Source organism: Roseateles depolymerans (genome assembly GCF_003387155.1).
GTDB classification, from domain to species: domain Bacteria; phylum Pseudomonadota; class Gammaproteobacteria; order Burkholderiales; family Burkholderiaceae_C; genus Roseateles; species Roseateles depolymerans.
Window position 1 is genome coordinate 1,245,681 of sequence record NZ_QUMT01000001.1, and the last position, 26,193, is coordinate 1,271,873.

General features: G+C 65.5%; 22 protein-coding genes, 1 tRNA gene and 1 riboswitch. Of the genes, 19 read left to right on the plus strand and 4 right to left on the minus strand.

The features are described from left to right. Window positions 1-33 precede the first annotated feature (33 nt). The 4 genes from DES44_RS05515 to DES44_RS05530 all read left to right on the plus strand — a co-directional run bounded on the left by DES44_RS05515 (window position 34) and on the right by DES44_RS05530 (window position 4,099). Window positions 34-783 carry a DUF4336 domain-containing protein gene (locus DES44_RS05515; RefSeq protein WP_232309807.1) on the plus strand — a complete coding sequence of 250 codons (750 nt, stop codon included), beginning with the start codon at window positions 34-36 and terminating at the stop codon, window positions 781-783. A 305-nt stretch (window positions 784-1,088) separates the two neighbouring features. Then, window positions 1,089-1,514, plus strand: coding sequence for a hypothetical protein (locus DES44_RS05520; RefSeq protein WP_147306962.1), 426 nt, complete (start codon window positions 1,089-1,091; stop codon window positions 1,512-1,514). A gap of 163 nt (window positions 1,515-1,677) precedes the next feature. Continuing rightward, a tRNA-Arg gene (locus DES44_RS05525) sits at window positions 1,678-1,753 on the plus strand. A gap of 3 nt (window positions 1,754-1,756) precedes the next feature. After that, window positions 1,757-4,099: a hypothetical protein gene (locus DES44_RS05530; RefSeq protein WP_147306963.1), complete on the plus strand. Its 2,343-nt coding sequence runs from the start codon at window positions 1,757-1,759 to the stop codon at window positions 4,097-4,099. A gap of 120 nt (window positions 4,100-4,219) precedes the next feature. Here the strand turns inward: DES44_RS05530 and DES44_RS05535 are convergent, their stop codons facing one another. Further along, a complete protein-coding gene (locus DES44_RS05535) occupies window positions 4,220-5,674 on the minus strand; it encodes a hypothetical protein (RefSeq protein ID WP_058935863.1) in 1,455 nt (484 codons plus the stop codon). A 286-nt stretch (window positions 5,675-5,960) separates the two neighbouring features. Here DES44_RS05535 and DES44_RS05545 point away from each other — a divergent pair, with 286 nt between their 5' ends. From DES44_RS05545 to DES44_RS05600, 12 genes are all read left to right on the plus strand, one after another. Continuing rightward, complete coding sequence (locus DES44_RS05545; protein WP_058935861.1) at window positions 5,961-6,401, plus strand: hypothetical protein; 441 nt, start codon at window positions 5,961-5,963, stop codon at window positions 6,399-6,401. Between the two features lie 41 nt (window positions 6,402-6,442). Continuing rightward, window positions 6,443-7,369 carry a LysR substrate-binding domain-containing protein gene (locus DES44_RS05550; protein ID WP_058935860.1) on the plus strand — a complete coding sequence of 309 codons (927 nt, stop codon included), beginning with the start codon at window positions 6,443-6,445 and terminating at the stop codon, window positions 7,367-7,369. A 115-nt stretch (window positions 7,370-7,484) separates the two neighbouring features. Continuing rightward, window positions 7,485-8,501, plus strand: coding sequence for a TRAP transporter substrate-binding protein DctP (dctP, locus tag DES44_RS05555; protein WP_058935859.1), 1,017 nt, complete (start codon window positions 7,485-7,487; stop codon window positions 8,499-8,501). A gap of 7 nt (window positions 8,502-8,508) precedes the next feature. Continuing rightward, complete coding sequence (locus tag DES44_RS05560; RefSeq protein WP_058935858.1) at window positions 8,509-9,078, plus strand: TRAP transporter small permease; 570 nt, start codon at window positions 8,509-8,511, stop codon at window positions 9,076-9,078. Further along, the gene (locus DES44_RS05565; protein WP_058935857.1) at window positions 9,075-10,436 is read left to right on the plus strand and encodes a TRAP transporter large permease; all 1,362 of its coding nucleotides are present in this window, start codon (window positions 9,075-9,077) and stop codon (window positions 10,434-10,436) included. The genes DES44_RS05560 and DES44_RS05565 overlap by 4 nt, the downstream gene beginning before the upstream one ends. 10 nt (window positions 10,437-10,446) lie before the next feature. Continuing rightward, window positions 10,447-12,117 (plus strand): malonate decarboxylase subunit alpha, encoded by a 1,671-nt coding sequence (gene mdcA / locus DES44_RS05570; protein WP_058935856.1) that lies wholly within the window; start codon window positions 10,447-10,449, stop codon window positions 12,115-12,117. Window positions 12,118-12,128: 11 nt separating this feature from the next. After that, the gene (gene mdcC / locus DES44_RS05575; RefSeq protein WP_058935855.1) at window positions 12,129-12,443 is read left to right on the plus strand and encodes a malonate decarboxylase acyl carrier protein; all 315 of its coding nucleotides are present in this window, start codon (window positions 12,129-12,131) and stop codon (window positions 12,441-12,443) included. Then, entirely contained in the window at window positions 12,440-13,300 is an 861-nt protein-coding gene (locus DES44_RS05580) for a biotin-independent malonate decarboxylase subunit beta (RefSeq protein WP_058935854.1), read from the plus strand. Before mdcC ends, DES44_RS05580 begins: the two co-directional genes overlap by 4 nt. Then, entirely contained in the window at window positions 13,300-14,001 is a 702-nt protein-coding gene (locus DES44_RS05585; RefSeq protein ID WP_058935853.1) for a biotin-independent malonate decarboxylase subunit gamma, read from the plus strand. The genes DES44_RS05580 and DES44_RS05585 overlap by 1 nt, the downstream gene beginning before the upstream one ends. 4 nt (window positions 14,002-14,005) lie before the next feature. After that, window positions 14,006-14,674, plus strand: coding sequence for a malonate decarboxylase holo-[acyl-carrier-protein] synthase (mdcG, locus tag DES44_RS05590; RefSeq protein ID WP_058935852.1), 669 nt, complete (start codon window positions 14,006-14,008; stop codon window positions 14,672-14,674). Beyond that, a complete protein-coding gene (locus DES44_RS05595) occupies window positions 14,671-15,507 on the plus strand; it encodes a triphosphoribosyl-dephospho-CoA synthase (protein ID WP_058935851.1) in 837 nt (278 codons plus the stop codon). The genes mdcG and DES44_RS05595 overlap by 4 nt, the downstream gene beginning before the upstream one ends. Beyond that, entirely contained in the window at window positions 15,508-16,425 is a 918-nt protein-coding gene (locus DES44_RS05600; RefSeq protein WP_058935850.1) for an acyltransferase domain-containing protein, read from the plus strand. A 71-nt stretch (window positions 16,426-16,496) separates the two neighbouring features. Here the strand turns inward: DES44_RS05600 and DES44_RS05605 are convergent, their stop codons facing one another. Both DES44_RS05605 and DES44_RS05610 read right to left on the minus strand, forming a co-directional pair. After that, on the minus strand, window positions 16,497-17,744 hold the full coding sequence (locus DES44_RS05605; RefSeq protein ID WP_058935849.1) for an alkaline phosphatase family protein: 1,248 nt from the start codon (window positions 17,742-17,744) through the stop codon (window positions 16,497-16,499). Between the two features lie 183 nt (window positions 17,745-17,927). After that, a complete protein-coding gene (locus tag DES44_RS05610) occupies window positions 17,928-21,119 on the minus strand; it encodes a di-heme oxidoredictase family protein (RefSeq protein ID WP_116001411.1) in 3,192 nt (1,063 codons plus the stop codon). 447 nt (window positions 21,120-21,566) lie between these two features. Here DES44_RS05610 and DES44_RS05615 point away from each other — a divergent pair, with 447 nt between their 5' ends. Together DES44_RS05615 and DES44_RS05620 are read left to right on the plus strand one after the other, a co-directional pair. Then, window positions 21,567-22,073, plus strand: coding sequence for a hypothetical protein (locus tag DES44_RS05615; RefSeq protein ID WP_058935847.1), 507 nt, complete (start codon window positions 21,567-21,569; stop codon window positions 22,071-22,073). 25 nt (window positions 22,074-22,098) lie between these two features. After that, on the plus strand, window positions 22,099-22,647 hold the full coding sequence (locus DES44_RS05620; RefSeq protein ID WP_147306964.1) for a hypothetical protein: 549 nt from the start codon (window positions 22,099-22,101) through the stop codon (window positions 22,645-22,647). Window positions 22,648-22,708: 61 nt separating this feature from the next. Here DES44_RS05620 and DES44_RS05625 read toward each other — a convergent pair whose 3' ends face one another. After that, on the minus strand, window positions 22,709-24,523 hold the full coding sequence (locus tag DES44_RS05625; protein WP_058935845.1) for a M61 family metallopeptidase: 1,815 nt from the start codon (window positions 24,521-24,523) through the stop codon (window positions 22,709-22,711). A gap of 385 nt (window positions 24,524-24,908) precedes the next feature. Here DES44_RS05625 and DES44_RS05630 point away from each other — a divergent pair, with 385 nt between their 5' ends. After that, window positions 24,909-25,907: a 2-hydroxyacid dehydrogenase gene (locus tag DES44_RS05630; RefSeq protein WP_058935844.1), complete on the plus strand. Its 999-nt coding sequence runs from the start codon at window positions 24,909-24,911 to the stop codon at window positions 25,905-25,907. A gap of 73 nt (window positions 25,908-25,980) precedes the next feature. Next, window positions 25,981-26,126: riboswitch (FMN riboswitch) on the plus strand. Window positions 26,127-26,193: the final 67 nt, after the last annotated feature.

Below are 26,193 nucleotides of genomic sequence, written 5' to 3' on the forward strand. Positions count from 1 at the left end.
GAGATGGTAGGCGGATCCGGGGCCACGTCGGTCATGTCGGTTTCGTTCTATCCCGGTCCGGCTCAGGCGGGCAGCATTCCGGTCATGACTTCTTCGTTACTGATCCCCATTTGTGAAGACGTTTGGCAGGTGCGGCAGGCGCTTGTGGTCAATGGGGTGCCGGCGCACACCCGGATGACCGTGATCCGGTTGGGAACCGGTCAGCTCTGGGTGCACTCGCCGGTCGCCCTTTGCCCCGAGCTGATCACTCAGCTGCAGGAACTGGGCCCGGTGGTGGCGGTCGTGGCACCCAATTGTGCGCACCATCTGTTTGCCGGCTCGTTCATGCAAGCCTTTCCGGAAGCCAAGTTGTACCTGGCACCCGGGCTGGCGCGTAAGCGGCCAGACCTGCCGGGTCATGCCCTGCCCGACGAGCCCGGGCTCTGGCAGCCTGATCTGGCATACCACTTGTGGCGTGGCATGCCGTTGATTAACGAGACGGTCTGGTTCCACGCCCGCAGTGGCACGTTGATCCTCACAGACGTGTGCCAATGGTGGAGGGGAGATGCACTGCCCTGGCAGGCCGCACTATGGGCGCGGCTGACGGGCGTACGCGGCGGCGTGGGTGTGCCACTGCATGTCCGCGCCATGGTGCGTGATGCCGAGGCCGCCGCCGCCAGCGCGAGGCAGATCCTGAGCTGGCCGATTCGGCGCATCAGCTTGGCGCACGATGCGCTTATCGATGTGCAGGCCCAGGAACAGCTGGCGATGGCACTGGGCCCCCTGCTGCGGCGCGGGCGATGAGTCTTGCCGTCTTTCTCCAGTATTCGAGTCTGCGGCCGGATGCTGCTGTGTTGGCTGCACCTTCTGACCGCCGAGATGGGCTAGACCGCCAGCTTCTGCGTGGTGGAGAGGGGCAGGCCATGAGCACAATGATCACCGATTGCGACACTTCAACTTTCGAAACGCTTTGGGATGAATGATCTGGCCCTCAATGTGGCGACCGGCCGTCTGTCAATCGGACGATATTCCCTGGACCTTTCGTCATGCAGAACAGCGGCGGAGGATTAAACTGAAATGCGGGTCCTGGTGCAGCCGGCTAGCCATCCGTGGAGATTGAAGTGCAATGGAGAAAAACCCCTTCCAGATTTGGATTCAATTACAGCCTTCTTCTCAATGGACGGATGGGAGAGGCGGATCTCCGCCTGCTTGCTGAAGAGCAACTCCGCGAAATACGACTTTCTGAGAGCGAAGATCGCGATCCGGTGGGGTGGATTTCGGTCGTCTTCAGTTTGCCATTGGCCCTACGTCAGGTGCTGATTCAACAGTTGGAACGCGGAAACTTGATAACTGTCATTGGCGGGTCTGGTTGGCCAAATGAAAAGTCAATCATCGTCAACATGATGCACCGGTTCAGCGTGACGGCGACGGATCTTCCACCGGAAGTGGGTCTTCAGATGGTGAATGATCCTCGCCAGTGGTTGGAAAACATAAGTCAAATCGTAGACGGGCAGGAGCACATGCTGATGGCGTAGCAGGCGTCGCAGCCGCGGACGGCGTACTCGCGCTGCCCGCGCCAACGCCCGTGCTCGCCCTCTGGCCGCACCAAGCCCGTCGTTGACTGACCATGGCCCGGAGTAGGGGGCGTGCATGCCCAAGGACTGCGCGGTGGCCTATGGTACAAACCACTGCTTCAACTCCGGGGTAGTTCAGCGGCAAGAACGCTCGGCTTCGGACCGAGAGGGCGCTGGTTCGAACCCAGCCCCCGGACCCACACATGGCATCGAAACCACACTCCTTTGATGCGCCGTCGCCAGCGGTCAACGTTGGATACGCCGCGACTCAGCTCCAGCGTGCGCTGGATGCGTTTGCGCGCGGAGATTCGTCGGGAGACCGCGTCCGGCGTTGGCTCGATGCCACTTCAGGATTGCTGTCCGGGGCGATTACCGCGGGCGCACGTCAGCCTGTCGCACGTTATCCGGCATGGGTGACGCTGGAAGTGACCACCGGCGGCTTTGCGACGGGCAGGGCCTTGGCCGCTGGACCGCTGCGCGCGCACGAAGAGGCATTGCTCTCCAAGCTGGGACACGCTGGTGTCGAAGTGCCCCGTCTGGCCCTCAATCGCTATTTCCTTTCCGACGCTGGCCTGGCGCTCCTGAATGAGGCCATTGAGTCGCGACGGTTCTCGATGGAGGTGGCCGAAGAGTCAGCGCTGCCGATCGTGGCCTGGTTGGTGAAGCAGGGTCACGCCGAGGCCGCGGAGCGGCTGGTTGCCGAGATTGCCCCCTTCGCCCATGAGCTGAGGTTCTACCCAAGCCTGACGGAGAGCTGCTCTCGCGACGACGGGCGCGTTCACCTCGAGTCCGTGGGCGAAGTCGCTCAGCGGCTGAGTCGCATCGGCCCCAACGCGAGAGTCCAGGCTCAGACGGAAGCCATTGAAGTCTGGGCACCGCTCTACGACGATCTGGTCAGTCTCTTTCTGGAAACGGTAGACGGCGAAGCGCCTGTTGCTGCGAAGGACGAGAGCGGCGCCTGGCAGCGAGGCGGGCAGGGCCAGTTTGTTGTGCACGGCGGCTGGCCATTGAGGCGGGAGCCGGCGGATTGGAAGACTCGCGCCGGACAGTTGCTGGCGTCGATACAACAGGCTCGCGCCAAGCACACGCTGAGTGGCAAGGCTACTCGTTCCAACGAGACTTTTGCCTTTTTGGTCTCGGCACTGGAGCGCGCGGTTGACGCACCGAACCGAATGACCGGCCGTGAGGTGGGACGAATCAGGCTGGTCCTGGCGCGCTATGTGGCCAAACGTGGGACGCCGGGTTCCCAGTCCGCGCGGGCTTTCCGCGAGCATCAACGCAGCGAGGTCGCCGGGAAGCCCCACCACCAGCTGGCTGCCGAGCTGGCCCTGCGCCTGGCCGATCTGCCGGCGAATGGGGGTCTCGACGACGTCGACGCTGTGCTGCGTCCAGCCGGCTCCAAATACTCTCCGCGGGCCAAGCGCAGCATGGAGCGGCGCCTGCTTCGCTGCGTGAGCGACAGGCCGCTGGGTTTGATCCAGCGAGGCGTCGTCAGTTCCGCCGAAGTGCTGGCCCGCCTGATTCCGCAGCGGACCGGCCACTTGCAGGCCGCGAGCTTGGGCGACGGCGCCCTGAGGGTGTTGTATGCCGCCACCTATCGTGCGTTCCGTCGGAGGCGTTCACTGCTGCTGCTCAATCTGCAAAAGCAGATCCAGATCGAAGAACTTCCCTGGATTGCGGCGATTGAAGCCTTTCGCGCAGTGGATGCCACAAGCGCCCAGGCGGCCCGCCAAGCACTCAATGAGTTCGCGTCCATTGCCATCGAGGGCTTTCCGCAGACCATGCTGCCCAACAAGCTGCTGCAGGAATTCTCCGCGCTGGCGCTTGAGGCCGGTGAGTCCTTGCCGTTGACGGAAGAACTGGCGGCCGACATCTTCATGGGCCGCTTTTCGCCAAAGTTCACCGAGGCCGTCCACATTGCAGGGCAGCAACTGCGAGGCTCGCTGTACGCCTGCTATTACAGGTTGGACTGGGAGGACATCCTCTCTCGAATCCCGAAGGAGGGCGAGCAAGCTGAGTCCCGCGCACCGGACCCGCTTGCCGTCTTATGCGCAGAGCGAGCAGGGGAGACCTTGGGGACATGGCGTCCGGCGAGCAATGGCCGCATCCTTGAAGAGCAGCTCATCATCACCAGCCACAACCTGGCCTTGCTCTTTGGGCGCCCCGAGATTCGGCGTCATTTCTCGGGTCGGACCCACGAGCTGGCGCAGGCGTGCTTCGAGTGGGTTCTGAGCCACCTTCAGCTGCCAACCGCTGATTGGCGCACCGAGCTGCAACGCATCAAGAACGCTGCTTATGCCTGGCGGCAGATGGTGTTCTTCCTGTCGCTCGATCCTTCACATATCCAGGCGTTCGTCATCCGCGCCGAGGACCTGCTTGACAAGCAGCCCGCTGATTTCGCGGCGCGCTTCCGCCCAGCACTTCAGGGCTTGAAGAGGGCGAACGACTCATCCGAGCAGTGGCTGCGAACCCAGCCAGAGCTCCCCTTCCTGGGCTGGCGCGACACCCACCGGTGGCGGCGCACCAGCGCGTCCGAGGCTTCCTGAACGCTTCGGCCGCACCACGCAGTTCGGGTCGATTTGCGTGGGAGAAGTCGTGGCACTCAGTTCAAGGGTGAGTGGGGCGTCGAGACGTGCCCCACTGCTCACGCGGCTTGGGCGCGCAAACTAGGCAGTCGTTTTGCGCTTGTTCTCGAGGGACAGGGCCAGTTCATAGAACTCCTTGATCTCCTTGTCCTCGAACGGCGACTTGAAATTCACCCATGCTTTCTTCTCCTGGCTTTTCGGCATCCAGGGGTGATTCTTGAAAGCCGGGTCCAGCCAGTCCTCAGTCGCGTGGCCGTCGCCGCCCTTCGAATGGGCCGCTCCAAAGCAGAGGGTATCGTTCAGTCGCTTGGTGTCTTTCTTGTGGATGGTCATCGCATCCAGGTAGAGATTGGCGCAACCGACGGCATCTTGACCAAGCTCTTGCAAACGGAGAAGCAACAGATCAAGGCTCTTGAGGTGCTTGCTTTCGATCCAGTCACCGGATTTGCAATCGCGCATCAAAACGGCGCCAGCGTTCAGCCATTGATGCATCTTTCTTTGCCACTTCTCATTGCACTCTTGAATCACTTTGAGAAGCTCCTTGACCGGCTTGTCCTTCTTTTCGTCCGGGCTGGACCGGTAGGAGAAGACGTGCTGATCCGTGTGATAAAGAGGCAGCCAGGACTCACCGCTTCCCAGGTGGCTTGACGAGGCCGGATAGTCGTTGGCCAGCATGAACAGGGAGCACGACATGCAAGAGGCCAGTTTGGCCGTGTCTTTGCCCAGCGACATTTCATAGGGCAGACCGTCTCCAATGAGCCGGGCTTCGTAAATGGCGCGAATCATCCCGTGGGTGTAACCCACCAGCTCCTTCTTGAGCGAAGCGGGACGCTTGGGATCATCAGGCACGAATTTCATGCCCTGCTCATACATGGTCTGTTGACTGCTGGAGTTGGCAATCATGCCCCAGACGTAATCCTTGTCCTTGCCAAGCGTCTTGTCCTGAAACGGTTTTGTCTCCACCCCTGGCAGCCAACGTTCACCGGGCTCGATCGGATAGGGAAGATCCGGGCCGAGCGTGGTGCGCAGCGTGCTCATCGCGGCAATGGCGTCACCGTTTTGATCGGTCACCAATCCGCAGTAAGCACCCCGCCCGATATAGACGGTGCTGTTGTTGTTGGGCAGCCGGTCCTGGGTGAGGTACTCCCAAGCACCCTGCTTCAGCTTATCGCTGTAGCCGGCATACGCATTCTGTGGCGCCGCGCCTGCGGAAATCATGCCTCCTGCCTTAAACACTTCCGTCAGACCCCACTGCAGGCGCGCCTTGTTGTCCTGCCCCTTGTGTTTGGCCAGGACCATGGCGTTGACCTTGGCGCAGATGTCATTGAGGTCGTGCATGGACGCGACATCGCTGTCCGAGCGCTTTTCCTTCGTGTCTTTATGTTCCCTGCTGGGCTCCATATCCACCCGGTAGTTCTTGCCGGCGGCCAATTGCTCAGACACCATGCCGATGAAGGCCGCCGTGAAGATGGTGTCACTGTCAAATTCCGCTGCAGCCGGCTCTGAGCCTTTGAGGAGCTGTTCCCTGGTCTTCATGATGAAATCCTTTCGCAGTCAAACTGAATGAACCGCCATGAATCGGCCGACGGACATGCGCTCAAGACCGCCGCCCATCCTTGCGTCGCAACGCTGGAGCAGGCCATCGAACGGAGAAGCCGGTACATTGGCGGGTCGATGCGGCAAGGTGACCTGATCCACGGAATCAAGATATCGACGGCGGGTCGAGCCGCGGATCAGCAGAAGGCGTAGATCGGCCCTCCAAAAGCCCTTCAGAAGCCCTGCGCCCCCAACCGTGTCCGGTTTAAGGAATGGAACAACATCAATGGCACTGACGAAGAAGGGTGAGTTCTGGTACGGGACCACCAGTGGGGACTGCCAGGCGGAACTGCGCAGCTACAGCGTGGACAATGGCCATGAGGCCGTGCGGTTTGCCGCGTCCAAATGCGACTGCGGGAACCGGACCTTTGCGCTGCAGACGGATGAAGACGCCGGGGTGGCCATTCGGACCTGCACCGAGTGCGGGCAAGATCACCTGATGGGCGACAGCGCGGACCACCTGGATGCCGCCGCCCCCGAGGCACACGAATGCGTGTGCGAAAACGAGGTGTTTGAACTGATGTCGGGCGTCGCCGTCCACGAAGGCACGCACAAGGTGCGCTGGTACTACATCGGCTGCCGCTGCGTGGAGTGCAATCTGGTTGGAGTCTTCGCAGATTGGCCCTGCGAAGCGGCCGACGCGGCGACCTTTCTTGCCAAGGTCTGAGCCCCGCTGCGCGTCACCTTCACGCGCTAAGATCCGGCGCCATGGCGGCCCGCATCGACGAAGAAATCACCTTTCGGAAACTGGAGATCCTGCTGGCATTTCTGGAGGCCGGCAGCCTCGCTCGCGCGGCTGACGCGCTGGGCGTCAGCGCGGTCAGCGTCCATCGTGCCCTTCATTCGCTGGAGACCGGGACGCGCTGCAGTCTGTTCCGCCTGGAAGGCCGCAACCTTCAGCCCAACGATGCCGCCCACGCGCTGGCCGACGTGGCCCGCGAGGTTCTGCAGACCATGGCGCAGGGCATCCGATCCACCCGTGAGATTGCGGGCTATGCGGCGGACCGCATCCGTATTGGATCGCTCTATTCCCTGACCAGCGGCACTGTCCCGGCGCTCATCATGGCCCTTCGGCTGCGCAAGCCCGACATTCAAACCGAGCTGGTGCTGGGCTCCAACAGCGAGCTGCTGCGCAAGCTGCGCGACGGCGAACTGGACGCCACGATCATGGGGCAGCCCGAGGGCACCCCGGACATTGAGTCGCAATTGTTGTTCGAAGACGAGATCTTCTTTGCTGCACCGGCGGGGTCCCCCTACGCGGCGCAGTCCGCCATCGATTTGGCGCAATGCAGCGACGAGCGATTCGTCTCGCTCAACGAGGGCTACGTCACCCATGACCGATTCCGGGACGCCTTCCGCGTCGCCGGCTTCGAGCCTAACGTCGTGATGACGACCAATGACATCTTTTCGCTGATGAACCTGGTCGGCGGCAGCATCGGCTGTACGCTCTTGCCGGGCCGTATCCGCAGCGTGCTGCCGCGCAGCGTATGCCTGGTGCCGCTCCTGCCCGCATTCCAGATGCGGCAGAAGATCAGCGTCAGCTTTCTGCGCACGCGAGAGCGCGATCCCAACCTGCTGTCGCTGCTTGCCGCATGCCGAAGTCATGCCGCAGAGCGCCCACTGGCTTCGGGTTAACCCACGATCGTTGCAGTCCGCGTAATGGTCGTGAATCGAGGTTGATTGATCGTCTCCGGCGGCGATTTGACACTGCGCCGCATACCGCCACCAAAGGCGGGCCCCGGAGACACGCATGAACTTCACCCGTCGCCAGTGGCTGGCCGCCACGGCCGCCGCCAGTTGCCTGCCCGCCACCCTGGCCCAGGCCCAGACCGGCACGCTCAAGATCTCTCACCAATTCCCGAGCGGCACGCTCAACGAGGGCGACTTCCGCGACCGGCTCTGCCGTCGTTTCGCCGCCGAGGTGGAAAGGCGCAGCAGTGGGGCATTGAAGGCGTCGGTCTACCCGGGCTCTTCGCTGATGAAGACCAACGCCCAGTTCTCGGCCATGCGCAAAGGCGCACTGGACATGAGCCTCGTGCCGCTGTCGTACGCCGGCGGCGAAGTCGCCGAGACGAATGCCGGCCTGATGCCCGCCCTGGTGCCCAGCTATGAGCAGGGCGCTGCCTGGAAAACCGCTGAAGTGGGCAAGCTGCTGTCCAAGGTCCTGGACGACAAGGGCATCATCATCGTCAGCTGGGTCTGGCAGGCCGGCGGTGTCGCGAGTCGCACCCGGCCGCTCGTCACGCCCGACGACGCCAAGGGCCTGAAGGTCCGCGGCGGCAGCCGTGAGATGGACATGATGCTCAAGGCGGCCGGCGCCTCGGTCATCACGCTGCCGTCCAATGAAATCTATGCCGCCATGCAGACCGGCGCGATGGATGCCGCCATGACGTCCTCCACCAGCTTCATGTCCTTCAAGCTGGAAGAGATCGCCAAGCACCTCACCTCCGGCCGCCAGCGCACCTATTGGTTCATGCTGGAGCCGCTGCTGATCTCCAAAGAGGTCTTCAGCAAGCTGCCCAAGGCGCAGCAGGACATCATCATGGCCGTCGGCGCCGAGATGGAAGTCTTCGCGCGCGACGCCGCCAAGGCCGACGACCAGGCAGCCGCCACGATCTACGCCAAGGCAGGGGCCAAGGTCTACGACATGGACGAGCCCACGCTCAAGAAGTGGCAGGCCATCGCCCGCGACACGGCGTGGAAGGATTTCGGCGAGAAAAACGAGTCCTGCGCCGCCATCCTCAAAGCCGCCCAGAAACTGCTCTGAGGCTGCCATGAGCCACGGTTTCGAACTCAAGCCGGCGGTGGCCGGCATTGACCCGCACACGCCCGCCTTGCTGATGCCGCTGGCACGCCTGCTGCACTGGGTCAATCACGCGATGGTGGTGCTGGGCATGCTGGCCTTGCTGGTGGCCTCCTGCGTGCTGACCTACAGCGTGGTCTCGCGCTACGTCATGCAGGCGTCCACCGACTGGCAGGACGAAGCGGCGGTGTTCTGCCTCGTCGGCGCGACCTTCCTGTGCGGCGCCTTCGTGCAGCAGCTGCGCGGTCACGTGGGCATCGAGGCGGCGGCCAGCCTGCTGCCTCGCGCCGTGAACCAGCTGCGCCTGACGCTTGTCGACCTGCTGTGCACCGTCTTCTGCGCCTTCTTCGCATGGAAGTCCTGGGCGCTGTTCCATGAGGCCTGGGTGGAAGGGCAGACGACCTCGTCCTCCTGGGCGCCGCCGCTGTGGATCCCCTACGCCCTGATGGCCGCAGGCACGAGCCTGCTGGCGCTGCAGCTGCTGGTACAGCTGACCGCCCGTCTGAACAAGCTCTTCCATCCGCAACGGAGCGCCCCATGAGCATGCTCGTCCTCGGATCGCTGTTCGGCATCGTCACCCTGCTGTTCATGTTCTCCGGCGCGCCGATCGCTTTTGCGCTCGGCAGCGTCGCCACGCTCTTCATGGCCCTGTTCATGCCGGCTTCCGCGCTCGACACGGTCACGCAGAACGTCTACGAGGAGATGGCCAGCATCACGCTGCTGTCGATTCCCCTCTTCATCCTGAAGGGCGCCGCGATCGGCAAGTCCCGTGCGGGCCAGGACCTGTACGCCGCCATGCATGTGTGGATGGGTCGCATCCCCGGTGGCCTGGGCATTGCCAACGTCTTCGCCTGCGCGCTCTTTGCGGCCATGGCCGGCTCCAGCCCGGCAACCTGCTCGGCCATCGGCAGTGCCGGTATCCCGGAGATGCGCAAGCGCGGCTACTCGCCAGGCTTTGCGGCCGGCATCATCGCTGCGGGCGGCACCCTGGGCATCCTGCTGCCGCCGTCGGTCACGATGATTCTGTACGCCGTGGCGGCTGAGCAGTCGCTCGGGCGTCTGTTCCTCGCGGGCATCATGCCTGGCGTGCTGCTGGTGGCGCTGTTCGCGGTGTATGCGGCCCTGCGTTACCGCAAGGAGCATGCGCTGGCGGAAGCGGAATACCAGCGCACCGGCGCCGCCTCTGCGCTGCTGGCGAACGAGACCTTCACCCGCCGTCAGAAGTTTGAGATGCTGCCGCGCGTCGTGCCCTTCGTGCTGCTGCTGATCGGTGTGATGGTGGCGCTGTACGGCGGCTTTGCCACGCCTTCCGAGACGGCAGGCCTGGGCGCGCTGCTGGCGCTGCTGCTGATCGCCACTATCTATGGCGTCTGGCGGCCCCGCGACGTGGCGCCCATCCTCACGTCCACGCTGAAGGAGTCGACGATGCTGATGTTCATCATCGGCATGTCGCTGCTGTTCTCCTACGTGATGAGCTATCTGCACATCAGCCAGGCGGCCGCAGAGTGGATCGTTGGCATGCAGCTGTCCAAGTGGGTGCTGCTGGCCGCCGTGTTGTTGATGGTCATCCTGCTCGGCTTCTTCCTGCCGCCGGTCAGCATCATCCTGATGACCGCCCCGATCATCCTGCCGCCGCTCAAGGCCGCGGGCTTCGACCTGATCTGGTTTGGCATCCTGATGACCATCGTGATGGAGACCGGCCTCATCCATCCGCCGGTCGGCCTGAATATCTTCGTCATCAAGAACATCGCTCCCGACATTGAGCTTCGCGACATCATCTGGGGCGTGCTACCGTTCGTGGTGTTGATGCTCCTGGCGGTGCTCCTGATCTGCATCTTCCCGGGCATCGCCACCGGCCTGCCGAACGCCGTCATGGGCACGCTGGCCACGGGTCATTGAGGAGGCGCCGATGAACGCTCCCGTCTGGAACCTGCGCGACCGCGAACGCCGCGAGCGACTGGCCCGTGCCGCCAGCGCGCTTGGCGACCGCCTGCGCGGCCGGCATGTGGCCGCCGAGGCCGCCGTCACGCTGCTCGAAGCGGTCCTGCAGCCCGGCGATCGGGTCTGCCTGGAGGGCAACAACCAGAAGCAGGCCGACTTCCTTGCCGAGACGCTGACGCAGGTCGATGTGCAGCGCGTGCACGACCTGCACATGGTGCAGTCGGTGCTGGCACTGCCGGCCCACCTGGACGTGTTTGAAAACGGCATCGCCCGCCGGCTGGACTTCTCCTTCTCCGGCCCGCAGGGTGCTCGCCTGGCTCGCCTGGTGAGCAGTGGGGGCATCGAGATCGGCGCCATCCACACCTACTTGGAACTATTCGCCCGCTACTTCGTCGACCTCACGCCCAAGGTCGCACTCGTGGCTGCCCAGGCGGCCGACCGCCACGGCAATCTCTACACCGGGCCCAATACCGAGGACACGCCGGCCATCGTCGAGGCCACGGCCTTCTCCGGCGGCATCGTCATCGCACAGGTGAACGAGGTGCTCGACACCTTGCCCCGCGTCGACATCCCCGCAGACTGGGTGGACTTCGTCGTGCCGGCGCCGCGGCCCAATCTGATCGAGCCGCTCTTCACCCGCGACCCGGCGCAGATCAGCGAGATCCAGGTGCTGATGGCCATGATGGCCATCAAAGGCATCTATGCCGAGTACGGCGTGCAGCGGCTGAACCACGGGATTGGGTTCGACACGGCCGCCATCGAGCTGCTGCTGCCCACCTATGGCGAGTCGCTGGGCCTGAAGGGCCGCATCTGCCAGCACTGGGCGCTCAATCCGCATCCGGCCCTCATCCCGGCCATCGAAGCGGGCTGGGTGCAGTCGGTGCATTCCTTCGGCTCGGAGCTCGGCATGGAGGACTACATCCGCGCCCGCTCCGACGTGTTCTTCACCGGCGCCGACGGCAGCCTGCGCAGCAACCGCGCCTTCTGCCAGGCCGCCGGCCACTATGCGTGCGACCTGTTCATCGGATCGACGCTGCAGATGGACCTGCAGGGCAACAGCTCCACCGCGACCCTGGGCCGCATCACCGGCTTCGGCGGCGCGCCCAACATGGGCGCCGATGCACGCGGCCGCCGTCATGCCAGCCCCGCCTGGCTCAAGGCAGGCGGCGAGGCGCGTGCAGGCCGGGGCGGCGCGGCCGGCACGCCGCGGGGCCAGAAGCTCGTGGTGCAGATGGTCGAGACCTTCCGTGAGCACATGCAGCCGGCCTTCGTCGAACGGCTGGATGCCTGGACGCTGCAGGAGCAGGCCGGCATGGCGCTGCCGCCGATCATGATCTACGGCGAGGACGTGAGCCACGTGCTCACCGAGGAAGGCATTGCCAATCTGCTGCTGTGCCGCACCGACGAGGAGCGTGAGCAGGCCATCCGTGGTGTGTCCGGCTACACGGCGGTGGGCCTGGCGCGCGACGCCCGCATGGTGGAGAACCTGCGGGACCGCGGCGTCATCCGCCGGCCGGCCGACCTCGGCATCGACCCGCGCGAGGCGACTCGCAATCTGCTGGCCGCCCGCAGCATGCGCGACCTCGTGCGTGCCTCGGGTGGGCTGTACGCGCCCCCGAAGCGCTTTCGCAACTGGTGAGGGACGGCCCCATGCAACCCGGTCTCGAAACCCTGGACTACACCTTCCCCGGCACGCGCCCGGCCGGCAGCTTTGCGCCCGTGCTGGTGGGCGTGGTCGGCTCCGGCAATCTGGAGGTGCTGCTGGAGCCTGCGGCGGGCAACGATTGCCGCATTCACATCGAGACGTCGGCGCGCGGCTTCGGTCCGATCTGGGCCGCGGTCGTGCGCGACTTCCATGCCCGCCATGCGCTGGCCGGCGTGCAGGTGTCCATCCACGACATGGGCGCCACGCCCGCGGTCGTCAGCCTGCGGCTCGATCAGGCCGCGCAGGAACTCCAGCCATGATCTCATTTGCCGAATGCAGCGCGCGTGAGCGCCTGGCCCTGCTGCTGGATCCGCAGAGCTTCCACGAGTGGCTGCCGCCGGCGCTCAAGCTCACCAGCCCGCACCTGGCCCAGTTGGGCGTGCCGTCCTCGTTCGACGACGGGGTGGCCATCGGGCGCGCCACGCTGGCCGGTCGGCCGGTGTTCGTGGCTGCCCAGGAAGGGCAGTTCATGGGCGGCGGCGTCGGGGAGGTGCACGGCGCCAAACTCGTCGGGCTGCTGCAGCGCGCGCTGCGCGACCGGCCCGATGCCGTGCTGCTGCTGGCCGAGTCCGGCGGCGTGCGGCTGCACGAAGCCAATGCCGGTTTGATCGCGGTGTCGGAGGTGATGCGCGCGCTGCTGGACGTACGCGCCGCAGGCATCCCGGTCATTGTGCTGATCGGCGGCACCGGCGGCTGCTTCGGTGGCATGGGCATCGTGGCCCGTTGCGCCGACCACATCGTCATGAGCGACATTGGCCGTCTGGCCATGTCGGGCCCCGAAGTCATCGAAGCGTCGCATGGCGTGGAGGAATTCGACAGCCGCGACCGGGCCCTGGTGTGGCGCACCACCGGGGGTAAGCACCGCTGGCTCACCGGCGATTGCGACGTGCTGGTGGAGGACGACGTGGCCGCCTTCCGCGAGGCCGCCATCGCGGCCCTCGACGCCCGTCGTCCCGTGACGCTCGAAGGGCTGGAGGCCGAGCACGCCCGCCTGGCCGCGCGGCTGGACTTTCCCGGGGCCGAGGCCCTGGACCTCTGGGCCGCTCTCGGCGTGCCCGACGCTGCGCGCATCCCCGACCTTGACGTGGCGGCGGTGACCGCCTTGGGAGCCCCCTGATGGACTGGCAGCACCTGGCCACTCAGCTCTTCGGCGCGGACCATGGCATCCGCCGCGACGGCTTTTTCCTGCATGGCGACGTGACCTTCGACGGCCAGCCGATCACCGTGCTCGGCACGACCGAGCACGCCCCGATCGGCGTGCAACTGGCGCTGGCCCAGGCGCGCGTGGTGCTGGACACCCTGGCGCGCCATCCCGGCCGACCCATCCTGCTGTTGATCGACACCCAGGGCCAGCAACTGCGCCGCCGCGACGAGCTGCTGGGCATCAACCGCGCCATGGCGCATCTTGGCATGTGTCTGGACCTGGCGCGTCGTCGCGGACACCGCGTCCTCGGCCTTGTGTACGACCAGGCGCTGTCGGGCGGCTTCATCACCTCCGGCCTCATTGCCGATGCCTGCGACGCCTTGCCGGAAGCCGAGATCCGCGTCATGCGCCTGCCGGCGATGGCGCGTGTCACCAAGCTGCCCGAGGCCCTGCTGGCCGAGCTTTCCGAGGACAACCCGGTCTTCGCCCCCGGCGTGGGCAACTATGTCGCGATGGGCGGGGTGCGCCGCCTGTGGGAAGGCGACTTCCAGGCGGCCCTGCGCGAGGCGCTCGCCAACGCTCCAACCGTGGACCAGCGTGCTGCGGACGGTGCGGCGCGTGGCGGCCGACGGCTGGCGGCGGAGGTGATCCAGCGCGTCCTGCAGGCGGTCTGAACGCATGGCTTCGCTGCATCGACACCAGCTCGTGCGGCTGTCTGAAGACGGCTGGCGACGCGTGCTGGCGGGGGCGTGGCAGGAGGATGCCCGCGAGTGTGTGCAGCACTGGGCCAGCCACCGGCTGCCCCTGGTCGTGACGCGGCAGCCCGACTGGCTGGCTGAGGGGCAGGTCGCCTTGGGACTGAGCGCCCCGGCGCGCTGGTCGCGGCTGCGACTGGTGCTGCAGGCCCCGAGCGGGGACGTCCTTGGCTTCGACGAATTCCCATTGCTTGGGCAGATCCTTGCGCAGCTCCCGCCGACCGTCGGTGCCAGCGCCATCGCCCTGGCCGAGTCCTTGGCGCTTGAAGGCCTCACCGCGCGCGCATACGGCAGCTTCGGCTGGCAGGCGATGACCGGGCTGGTCTACGCCAGGGACGCCTCGGATCTGGACCTTTGGATGAACGTGAGCGGTGCCGCCCAGGCCGACGCGGCCGTGACCTGTCTAGCGCAGTGGAGCGGCTCCCTACGGCTCGACGGCGAGCTGGTGTTTCCCGGCGACCGCGCCGTCGCCTGGCGTGAATGGCAGGCGTGGCGGGCAGGGCGCACGCGCAGCCTGCTCGTCAAGCGTCTGCATGCCGTCAGCACCGAGCAGTCTCTGACGGCACTGGACCGACAGGCGGAGGCCGCATGAACCCGCGTGCCGCCCCTGTTCCCGAGACGCTGTCCGCGCAAGAGATTGGACGCGCGGCCGTGCTGTCGCTGTATGACGAGCTGGCGCTGTCACCCAAGCCCGGCTTGGTGACGCTGACCTGTCGCGGCAGCCATGACGATATGGATGCGAAGACCTTCCTGCGCAGCATTCTGGCGCTGCGGGGCTATTTCGTGCGCATCGCCGAGCTGGGCGCCGTGGGCGCGCCCTTCGAGGCGCTGGAGCGCTGCGGGATCGATGCCGAGGCTCGAATGCTCCGGGCAACCGGCGGCGTCAACACCCACCGCGGTGCCATCTTCATGCTCGGGCTGCTGTGCGCGTCTGCAGGGGCCGTCGGACGGCGCGTAGCGCCCGAGGCATTGCGTGCGACGCTCCGCATGCGCTGGGGCGAGGCGCTCTCGAAGCGGGCCGAGCGGCCTTCCTCGCTGCCCGGTGGCATCGCGGCTCGGCGATACCAATTGCGCAGCGCCTCTGCCGAGGCGGCGCTCGGTTTTCCGACGCTGTTCGAGACGGCTGCGCCCGTATTGCGTCATGGCTTGGTCCTCGGGCTCAGCCGGACGCAGGCTCAGCTGGACACGCTCTTCGCCACCATGGCGGTCCTGGATGACAGCAACCTGGCGCACCGCGGTGGCCTGCCCGGATTGCGTCATGCCCAGCAAGCGGCGCGAGCGTTCATCGCAGCAGGCGGTGCAGGGCACCCGGATGGGCCCGCTGCTGCCGAAGCCATGGCTCAAGACTTCATCCGCCGCCGCCTCTCGCCCGGTGGGTCGGCCGATACCTTGGCCGCCGCTTGCTGGCTACAACGCCTGTGTTGAATGAGCCTCGGCCTGCTTTTCCCCGGCCAGGGCGCGCAGCACGCCCAGATGCTGCCGTGGCTGGAGGATGCCCCGGCAGCGGCTCCCGCGCTGGCGTCCCTGTGCAGGCGGGTTGGCGCTGACTGGCGAGCCTGCGCGTCCGATCCGCAATGGCTTCATGCGAATGCCGTTGCGCAGCCGCTGTTGACGGGGGTGGATCTGGCCGCGTGGCAAGCCGTTGCGCCGCGCTTGCCGACGCCGGTGGTGATGGCCGGCTACAGCGTCGGGGAGATCGCGGCTTTTTCCGCGGCTGGCATGTATGACACGGACACCGCGCTGGACCTGGCGGTTCGTCGTGCGCAGGCCATGGACCTGGCCGCGCAAGGTCACGGTGGCGGCCTGATGTCGGTGCAGGGCGCCTCCGCTGCGGCACTGGTGGCTGCTGAGGCGGGGCTCGCGCTGGCCATCCGGATCCACCCGGACCACGTGATTGTGGGCGGTCCCATTCGCGAATTGCACAGCGCTGCCGCGCGCTGGACCGATGCTGGCTTGCGCTGCAAAGCGTTGCCGATTGCAGTGGCCTCGCATACGCCCTGGATGAGCGATGCCGCCGACGCTTTCGCCCGGCACCTCGCCACGCTGACCTTGAAGCCGCCGAAGGTCGCGTTGATCAGCAACCTCACGGGCCAGTCCAGCAGGCAATTGCAGGTGCTGGCGCCCGCGCTGTCAGGTCAGATCGCCGCCACCGTGCGCTGGGATGACTGTCTGGACAGCCTGGCCGAGCGAGGCGTGCGCTGCGTGCTTGAGATGGGCCCAGGGGCCGCGCTGACGGCGATGTGGCGGGACCGCTATCCCGACATTCCCGCCCGATCCGCAGACGAATTCCGCAGCGACACCGGGCTTGTCGACTGGGTGTCGCAGCAACTGACCGCCCGGTAGCCAATCCGGCGGTCGATCATCGCTGGCGCGAGCGAACCTGGGAGTCGGCCGGTGCGATGGAGCCGCTCACATCAACGCAGTGCCGGCAGCAGCGGCTCCACTTTTCCATCCGACGGCAGCGGCTTCAATCCCAGCAACTGCATCAGCATCGGATAGACATCGACATTGTCGAAAGCGGGCAGCACCACCCCCTTCTTGAACGCCGGACCCGATGCGATGAACGTGGCCCGCATGTCCGGGGACTGGTGGTCGTACCCGTGTGCGCCCCCCTTGGTTCTTTGCGCGGAAGCTTCACTGGCGGCCAAGGTCCAGCCCGTCTCCGCGAGGCAGAAGTAAGACGGCACTCGCGTGTTCCCGCCGAAAGCGAACCGCGCGGGGATGTCCGCCTTGCGCCAGCATTCCACATGCTCGCGTGCTTGCAGCAAGGCCTGCGCCAGCTCGGCCTCGCGCCCCGCAACGGGCTCGATGCCCGCAAAGGGACCGCTGCTGACCACGCGATAGCTGCCCGCCGGCAACATCTGGTCGAGGCGCAGCACGCGCGATGCACTCACCGGCGCCATGCCGTGGTCCGACACCACCACGAGGTTGGCATCCAGCCTGCGGGCAGCCAGGCCGTCGATCAAACGCCCCACGGCACGGTCCACCTTGGCCAGCGCCTCCATCACCATCGGGCTGCCCGGGCCTTGCTCGTGACCGGCATGGTCCACGTCATCGAAGTAGAGCGTGACGAAGCCAAACCCTTCCGCATTGCCGCCATCGAGCCAGTTGAGCACCGTGTCCGTGCGCGCATTGGCGGATACCTTGCCGTCGAAGGTCGCAAAACGGGTGGGGCGCACGCCGCGGATGGCGGCTTCCGAGCCGGGCCAGAACATGGTGGCGGTGCGGATGTTCTGCTTCTCAGCGGTCACCCAGACCGGCTCGGCCTGGTCCCACCAGCGGCGGTCCGTCACAGCGGCCGTATTGCTCAAGGTGAAGCGCACACCCGGCATGCGCGGGTCTTCCATGGTGTTGTCCACCACGCCGTGGTGGTCCGGGCGCAGGCCCGTGACCAGGGTGTAGTGATTCGGGAAGGTCTTGGTCGGGAAGGACGGGACCATCGCCTCGGCGCGTACGCCCTGGGTGGCCAGGCGGCGCAGGTGGGGCGTGACGCCGCGGTCCAGATCATCGGGGCGCATGCCGTCGATGGAGATCAGGATGACGGGGGCGCGCGGGGTGCGTGAGGCTTCAGCGGCCGGCGACGGGGCCGGGGCCGGGGCATTGCGCATCGGCGCACAGGCTGCCGCCAGCAGCAGCAGGGTCAGGCCAGCCAGTCGGGTCATCCAGGGGAGGGGACGAGAGGGGCGCGAAGCAGGATCGGACACGTGCATGGGAAGGGAGATCGCAGAAAGAGCGCGCATTCTGGCCGCGAGATTTGACGGGGGTGTGGCACGAAAAAAAAGCCGTGGCAGTTCGCCACGGCTTTTGCCGGAAAGGAGGCGCGCTCCGGCGCCCCGTTCAACCGATCACAGCGTCCTCAGCCACGCCAGCAGCGCGTCGCGGTCCGTCTGCGACAGCTGCTGGAAGCGCTGACGCGACTTCTCGCCTTCGCCGCCGTGCCACAGGATGGCTTCGGTCAGGGTGCGGGCACGGCCGTCATGCAGGTAGCCGACCGGTAGACCCTTGGCGACCTTCTCGGTGTAGCCGATGCCCCACAGCGGCGTGGTGCGCCACATCGCGCCGGTCGCCTGGCCTTCCGGCAGGTTGTCCGCCAGAGCCGCGCCCATGTCGTGCAGCAGCAGGTCGGTGAACGGACGGATGGTCTGGTCACGCAGTTCCGCGAACGGATGGTTCTTGCCCGTCTTCATCTCTGCCGTGTGGCAGGCCGCGCAGCGCAGGGCATCGAACACCCGGCGGCCGTTGGCCACCTGGGTGGCATCCACGCGATGCTCATCCAGCGGCGCGACGCCCTTGGGAAAGCCGCTCGGCAGGCTCCGCTGCGCCGGCACGGCCAGCAGCTGCATGTACTGCGTCAGCGCGGTCAGGTCGCTTTCCTGGATGCCCTTCTGCGCAGGCGCCGTGCGGCACCCCTGCGGGTCGGTCGAGCAGCTGCGGTTCGGGTACACCGGCGAGGTCACCGACATGTCGTTCAACAGCGCGTTAGCCACCTGGTGACGGATGCTGACCTTGCTGCCCTTCGCACCGAATCGGCCCAGGCGCGTTGCGCCTGTTTCCGGATCGAAGGCGAAGTTGGCCTTGCCCAGCACGCCGTCCTGGTCCGGCGTGGTGCGCACGCGGGCGAGGATGTCGGCTTCGGGCACGGCTTCCAGCAGGCCGACCCCCAGCAACGGCAGGGCGGCGCGCGCCGACCACAGCTGCGGCGTCGGGCCGTCGAAGGCGAACTTCGGCTTGCGCAGTTCCACCTTGGTGCCGTCCCCCAGCGTGACCGTGGTGGTCTCGAAGCCCGCGACCTTCACCGCGTTGCCCCAGTCCTGAGGAGCGCCCGACGAGGAGGTCGAGTTCATCTGGATGGATGAGCCGTAGCGCGGGTCCGGACGGATCGAGCCATCAGCCGCCTTCACCGCGACATGGAAGGCCATCTTGTCCAGGCGCTGGTCCACCGTGAACGGCGCAGGGCTGCGACCGTTGTTGGTGTGGCACTGGATACAGGCTGTCGCGTTGAAGCGCGATCCCGCCAGGCCCTGGATGGAGGTCATCGGATCGTTGCCCGGCTCGGAGTGCGCGCCGGTCACGAAGCTGCTGTGCACCACGCGGCGGCCTTCCACAAAGCGCTGCAGGTTCTGCATGCCGGTGTTGTTGAAGGGCTGCTGGAACATGCGCCAGCCTTCGTCCGTGTAGTTGTAGGACACGGAGCCGAGGCCGCCCGAGAGGACGGAATCCGGCAGCGGCGTGCTGTTCAGGCGCGGCTGGATGCCGTACCACGGACGCAGGCCGGTCCCCATCACGTAGATGACTTCGGTGGTGTAGTAGCGGAACGCGCCCTTGTCCCCCACGGCATCCATCGCGGCGCGGCTGGAGAAGAACGAGCCAGTGAACTCGATCGCCTCACCCAGTTGCAGCGGACGTGCGGGCACGCTGACGCCGTTGGGCACCAGCACGCCGTTGGCGTTGGGCGACAGTTCCTGATGGCCCGGCATGTTGTCCAGCACCACAGAGCAGCCATCGTTCGCGCCGATGACGTCCTTGTAGCCGGAGTTCGGACGGGCCAGTGCGTTTTGGGGCGGCTTGGGCACGACCGGGCAGGAGGTCTTGTCCACGAAGCCATCGGTGTAGGTGGTCGGATCCAGCAGCTGACCCGGCGACATCCAGCCATAGCCGGTGACATTCGGATCGTCGATGCGGCGGAAGAAGGAGTGGCCGCCGCCCCGCTGCGCCTGCGGGAAATACTGGTTCACGATCAGGCGCGGTTTGGTCACGCCCGGCACGCGGCTGTTGTCGATGAACTCGACGCCCCACACGCGGTTCTTGAAGTAGTTCTCGACGAAGTTCAGGTAGTTGCCCGGGCCCTTGTCCTGCGGATTGCCGTTGGCATCCACCGTCTCATTGGGGCCGAAACCGATTTCGTTCCATTCCTCGCCACGCTCGCGACCGTGGCGGCCGATGCCGCGCTGGCCGAAGCGGGTGACCAGGGTGCCGTCGGGCAGGGTGAACTGGATCTGTTCGATCGGCGCCTGCGGCTGGTACAGAGGGCCCAGGGCCGCCGTGTTCACCGGGAAGGGGAAGGGCGTGGTCGTTGCGGTCGGGATGCTGTTGTCGCTGCCGACGGTCTTGAATTCGACCTCAAACAGAGAGTAGCCGTAGTTCGTCGCGCGGGTCACGCCCTGGATGCGGACGAAGCGGGTCTTCACGCCCAGGTTGAAGTATTCCTCGGTGCCGCCCTTGCCAGTGGTCTGGCTGCGCAGGCGTTTCCAGTCCTGGCCGTCGTCGGAGACCTGGATGTCGTAGGCCTTGCCGTAGGCGTTTTCCCAGACCAGCTTCATGTAGCCCAGCGGCTGCGCCTTGCCGAAGTCGTACTGGATCCAGGCGCCGTCTTCGGGCTTGGAGGCCCACCGGGTGGAGAGGTTGCCGTCGATGGTGTTCTTCGCGGACAGGCCGGCGTTCTCCGGTGTCGACGAAATCGCCGCCGTCGGCTGGATGACGACGCCCGGCTTGCTGGTGTCACCGACGGGGTCTTGCGGCTGAGTCGGGGTGGTCGGATTGGTGGGATCGGTCGGCGTCACCGGCGGAACCTCGGCGCCGGTGAAGGCCTGGATCTCGAAGATCGAATAGCCGTAGCCCGTCGAGCGGGTGAGGCCCTGCACGCGCAGGTAGCGGCCCTGGCCCGCCAGACCGGTCAGGTCCTCGACGCCGCCGGCGCTGTTCTCGACCGTCTTGATGGTGGTCCAGGTGCTGTTGTCCTCGGACGTTTGCAGCAGATACTTCTTCGCGTGGGCGTTTTCCCAGTTGATCCGTACCCGGGAGATGGTGACGCTGCTGCCGTAGTCCAGCGTCAGCCATTCGTTGTCGGTGAAAGCAGAGCCCCAGCGGCTGCTGTCATCCCGGTCGATGGCCTTGGCGCCGTTCAGGTCGCCGCGCTCCATCGAGCTGGCCGTGGCGGAGACCGGCGTGAGGGCCGTTTCGGTGCCGCTGTCGCCGGACAGACGCTTGGCGCGTGCCGCGCTGTCCGCGCTGCCGCCTTCGCTCGAGGCGAGTTGCATATCGGGTTGCGGGCTGTTGCCGCCGCCGCATGCGGCGAGCAGCGCACTGCCCAGCAGGGCAGGGACAACAGCCCTGCCCATCAAGATTCCGAGTGACCTGAACGCCATGGTGCTTCCCTCCCGTGCCTGTGGGTGCGATTGGTTGCGATTGGTGCAGTGCGGGGCCAGGCCCGCGATCTTCTGTGGTGGACCGGGTCTGGTCCGGCGCACGTGCCGCCTATCGGCACGGGGCGCTCATTGCAAGTCCCTCTTCAGGGGAGGGACCGGCGGCAGTGTCTGCGTTTGCTTTACAAAGCGGCAAGTTTTAATGTGTGTCGAATTGATGTTCCTCTTGATGCCGATGCAACGGCATGGAGTCCAGTGCACCAAGATGGGAAACGCGTGCGATACGCCATTGAAATGTTGGAATGACTATGACGGGAAGTAGCGCGTTTCGTCTACGAGGGAATGGTTCGCGAAGGCGAAGAACTGAGCGGCGATGCGAAGCGCAGCTGCCGGGCAGTCTTCATGTCAAGATTTGCGGACGAATCGTTTGATCGCGCCACCGGACCGGTGAACACAGTGAACCTTGAAATTGATGTATTGAATGGCCGCGTGCTGATGGATGGAAATGCGGTGTGGGCCGCTGACGGAGCATTGCGGGGACAGGACCGCAAGCGTCCCATCCGCTGTCTGGATCGATCGGGCGAGTTGCTGATCGGAGAATCGCAAAACGCTGGCACGGTGGTCACCATCCTGTTTGATGAAGAGGAATTCCCCGACTCCATCCTGACCAGCTCCATCGTGAAGCGCTTCGTGAAGAAGACTGGGGTCCTGCCGGTCGAGGGCAGCCGGGCCTCGGCCGTCGCGACCTTCCCATGGGGAACGGTTGCATTCTGGGTGGATCCCAAACAGGGAGACCTGTCCATCACGGTGGCCGGCTTGAGGGGAGCGACCTCCTCACCGCCGACCTGATCCATCACTTGGGAAAGCCGGGAACATGCTGATGCAAAGACGTCTCCTTCTCTTGGGCCTGGGTGCCTTCGCGACGCGTGCGGCGCATGCGCTGTATGACCCCAAGCCGCTGGCGCTGATCGAGCCGGCGCTGGGCAGCTGGATCGGTACTTTGACGTACCGGGACTACCAGAAACCGGAGCGGATGGTGACACTCAGTACGTCCATGACAGCGTCCCTGACGGCGCCGGATGAACTGGCGCTGCACTACGTTTTCGATGACGGTCCGGGAAAGACGGTCTATTCCTACGAGCGCATGAGATTCGACCTGGCCGGGCAGCAAGTGATCTGGCAGTTCGGCATCAGCAAATCGAAGCTGGAGACCTACAAGATCACGGCCAGCGCGGTTCAGGACGGCAGGAGCACGGTGGCTTTCGAGCAGCGCCAGGAAGCCGATACGGACCACTATCTTTTTGAGCTGAGCAAGCGCAGTTGGACGCTCACCAAGCACGAAGTCTCTGGCGGCGCGGGCAGCGATGGTCCTGCGGCCAGGGTGCTTCGCAGCAAATACGAATTCTCCAGACGAGAGGCATGACGCCAAGGACAGGCATGGCAGCCGCCAGCCTGCATCCTGGGTCACCGCCTGAGGGACGCCATCACGGCTTTGCGACGACGCGAGGCTTCAGCAGCGCCTCAAGCGTTTCCGGCGTATCCGGAAGGCGCTCAAGTGCCGGATAACGGTGGCCGCCGCTGTATTGAATGTCCACCGGCACTTCGCGCCCATCGATCAATGCCACCAGTGCCACGCGAGGCGCGAAGCGGGTCTGTGCCACCGCGTCCCTCAACGCCTGCAGGCTGAACGGAGCGCCATTGACCTGGACGAGCTTGGCGCCAGGCACCAGGCCGGCCATGAAAGCCGGCCCCTCCCAGGCGACCGATTTAACGCTGCCGGAGCCCGAAGCGGACAGACCGATCGACCAGCTCAGGTCCGCCACGCCGTCGAACGCTTCGCTGGCCAGGAAATAGGGTGTCGGCTCAGGCTTGAAGACCAGTTGCCATCCGTGCGCACGCAAGCCGTCCAGCACCTGTGCGTCGTCATTCGAGTCGAGTTTGTGCCGCAGACGCTGGCCCCAGGGGGCAGCGCACACGGCATTCAAGGTCTTCACGACATCCGCTTCGGTGTAGGGGCGATGACGCTGGCCTGTTGCACGACCGGCTGTGCTGAAGAACAGGCGCGCAAAGTCATCCATGCCTTTGGCGCCAGCGCTGCATCGACGCAGCTGGGCATCGATGTCCAGCCAGAACAGGACGCCCTCCACGTAATAGTCCTCGCGCCCTTGCCAGTCCCGCCAGGTCGGCGGGCCATTCTGGATCAGCGGGTCATTGGCGCTGTCCGCAAGCGACTTCCATTGCCGCCGCGGGCGCTGGTCGGTGATGGCGGCGTCCAGCGCGAGCGCGTCCAGCGTGTCCTGCCCGGTGCGAAGACCGGCCCGCGCGGCAAGGATGCGGGACCAGAACTCGGTCTGACCCTCATACACCCAGAGCAGCGTCCCGGTGAAGGCGTCATTGGGCGTTGGCGCCTGCGTGTCCTTCGGCATCCGCCACGCGCCATTCCATGCATGGATCAACTCGTGGGGAATCAGATCCACATACGGCAGGGCGGCGGAGCGGTTTGCGAGGAAGTCGTTGGGTAGATAGACCTCGCTGGAGCTCGCATGTTCGATGCCACCCGGCCCGGGGAGACGGTCATCCAGGCCAAAGAGGTAGTCGTAACGGGCGAAAGGCGGCGGTCCGAAAACCGCTTCCGTTTCCTGCACGACCGCGCTGAGCGACGCATCCATGTCCTCAGCCTGGGCGATCGATTCGGCGTCTCTGGCGATCCAGCGGGCGGTCACCGGCGCCTTGCCGCCAGGGATCGGCCGGACGGCGATGTGGCGGGCTGCCAGCAGCGGACTGTCCATCAACTGATCCAGCGCGACCGGCTTGAAGCGAACCACGTCGCCGGCTTGCTGACCGTCCAGCGCCGTTGCGGCCGTCATGCCTGGCGGCAGCCGGACTTGGGGCTGCACCCGCAAGGACTGCGTCGGCGCGCCAGCGGGGTAGAGCAGCACACGGTTCCAGGCGAGCCCGGCGATGCCGTCCATCAGGATGCCCGATGGGTCACGGCCCAGGGGGGCCAGGAACTGGAACTGGGCGTCGACGTGGCGCGCGCCCGCGGGGAGGTCGATGTCGAAACGATGCGGATGGGCGGGGTTGCGTCGCCATGGCAGCTTGCGACCCGCTGCCGTGAGTGTCAGGCCGGCGAGGCGGTAGGCGGAAATCGACGGCGCATGCGACGCGGTTTCCCATTGCGGATAGAGCAGGGTGAGCGTTCCGGAACGCCCAACGGGAATGCGTTCCTTGACACGCACGATGCGCCGGCGGGTGTCGGTGAGATCAACATCCAGTTCAATCGCCGATACCGTCGACATTTGCACGGAATCAGCCACTTTGCCGGTGGCCGCTGTTGCCGGGATCGACAGCAGCGTCAGTGACGCAGCGAACAGGACCAGGAGACTGGCTGGCCGGTCTGGCCGCTGGTGCAGGGGAGGGCGGAGAAGCGGCATGTGAGTCCCGGTGGTGCGATCGGATGCGTCGAGAGCTGGCGTTGTAGCGGACGCGGCGGTTGTGAACGGAAGTCATGGGCCAGCGGGCGGAAACGCTGCGGGGCTTCGGCATCACGCTGTGCGGCGCGAGCCGCTTCGCAGGCCAACCTACCCGTGCATTGAGCGATGCCGAGCTTGCCTCAGCGGAATGCATCCTGCATCAGGCATCGATAATGAAGGTCGCATCCACCTCCCTCGTCAGGCGCGTTCCATGAAAACAGCCGTCTTCAGCGCTCGCCGATACGACCAAGCGCTTTTCACCAAGGCGAACAGCGCATTCGGCCACGAACTGCGCTTCATCGGCGATCGCCTGACGCCGGACACAGTGCACTTGGCCGCTGGCTGCTCAGCCGTCTGCGTGTTCGTCAACGACCAGGTGGATGCGGAAGTTCTGGCGTTGCTCGCCGCGCAGGGCACTGGCGTTGTCGCCACACGCTCCACCGGCTTCAACCACATCGACACCGTTGCGGCGGCTGCTTTGAACATTCCAGTGGTCCGGGTGACCGACTACTCGCCCCATTCAGTCGCCGAATTCGCCGTCGGCCTGCTGCTCACGCTCAACCGAAAAATCGCGCGGGCCAGCACTCGCACGCGTGAAGGCAACTTCGAGCTCGACGGTCTCATGGGCTTCGACCTGTACGGCAAGACCGTGGGCATCATCGGCACCGGCAAGATCGGCAACGTCTTTGCAAAGATCATGCAGGGCTTTGGCTGCACCTTGCTCGGCCACGACGCCTTCCCCAATCCATTGTTCGAGCAATTGGGAGGGCGGTACGTCGATATGGACGAGCTGGTAGCGGCGTCGCACGTCATTTCCCTGCATTGCCCACTGACTCCAGACACCCACCACATCGTCGGACGCAGCCTGCTGGCCAAGCTGCGTCGCGGCGCCATTCTCATCAACACCAGCCGTGGCGGTCTCGTGGACACGGAAGCGGCGATCGAGTTTCTGAAGACGGGTCAACTCGGCGGCCTGGCCATTGATGTCTATGAGCAAGAGGCCAGTCTATTCTTCCAGGACCTCTCGTCCACCATCATTACCGACGACGTCATCCAGCGGCTGGTGTCCTTTCCGAATGTCGTGGTCACCGGCCACCAGGCGTTTTTGACGGAAGAGGCCATCGGCCAGATTGTCCAGACGACGCTCGAGAGCATCACGGCTTTCGAGCGTGGTCAGCCTTTAGTCAATCGGGTTCTTGGCAGCCTATGAAGGCGAGGGGAGTACGGCCCTAGAATGCCGCCGAGCCCATTGACGGAAGGCCCGGCCTTGCGTCGGTGAGCTCAAGCGTTCTCAGGGCGGGGTGGAATTCCCCACCGGCGGTGATGGGCCTCGTGTCCTCAGCCCGCGAGCGCCTGCCCTCGGGCAGGGTCAGCAGATCCGGTGCAACTCCGGGGCCGACGGTCACAGTCCGGATGAAAGAGACCGCGTATTTCCCGCATGAAGCGTTTCGCCTCGTGCGGTGGATCCGTGCGCCCTGATTCCATGTCACCTCTCC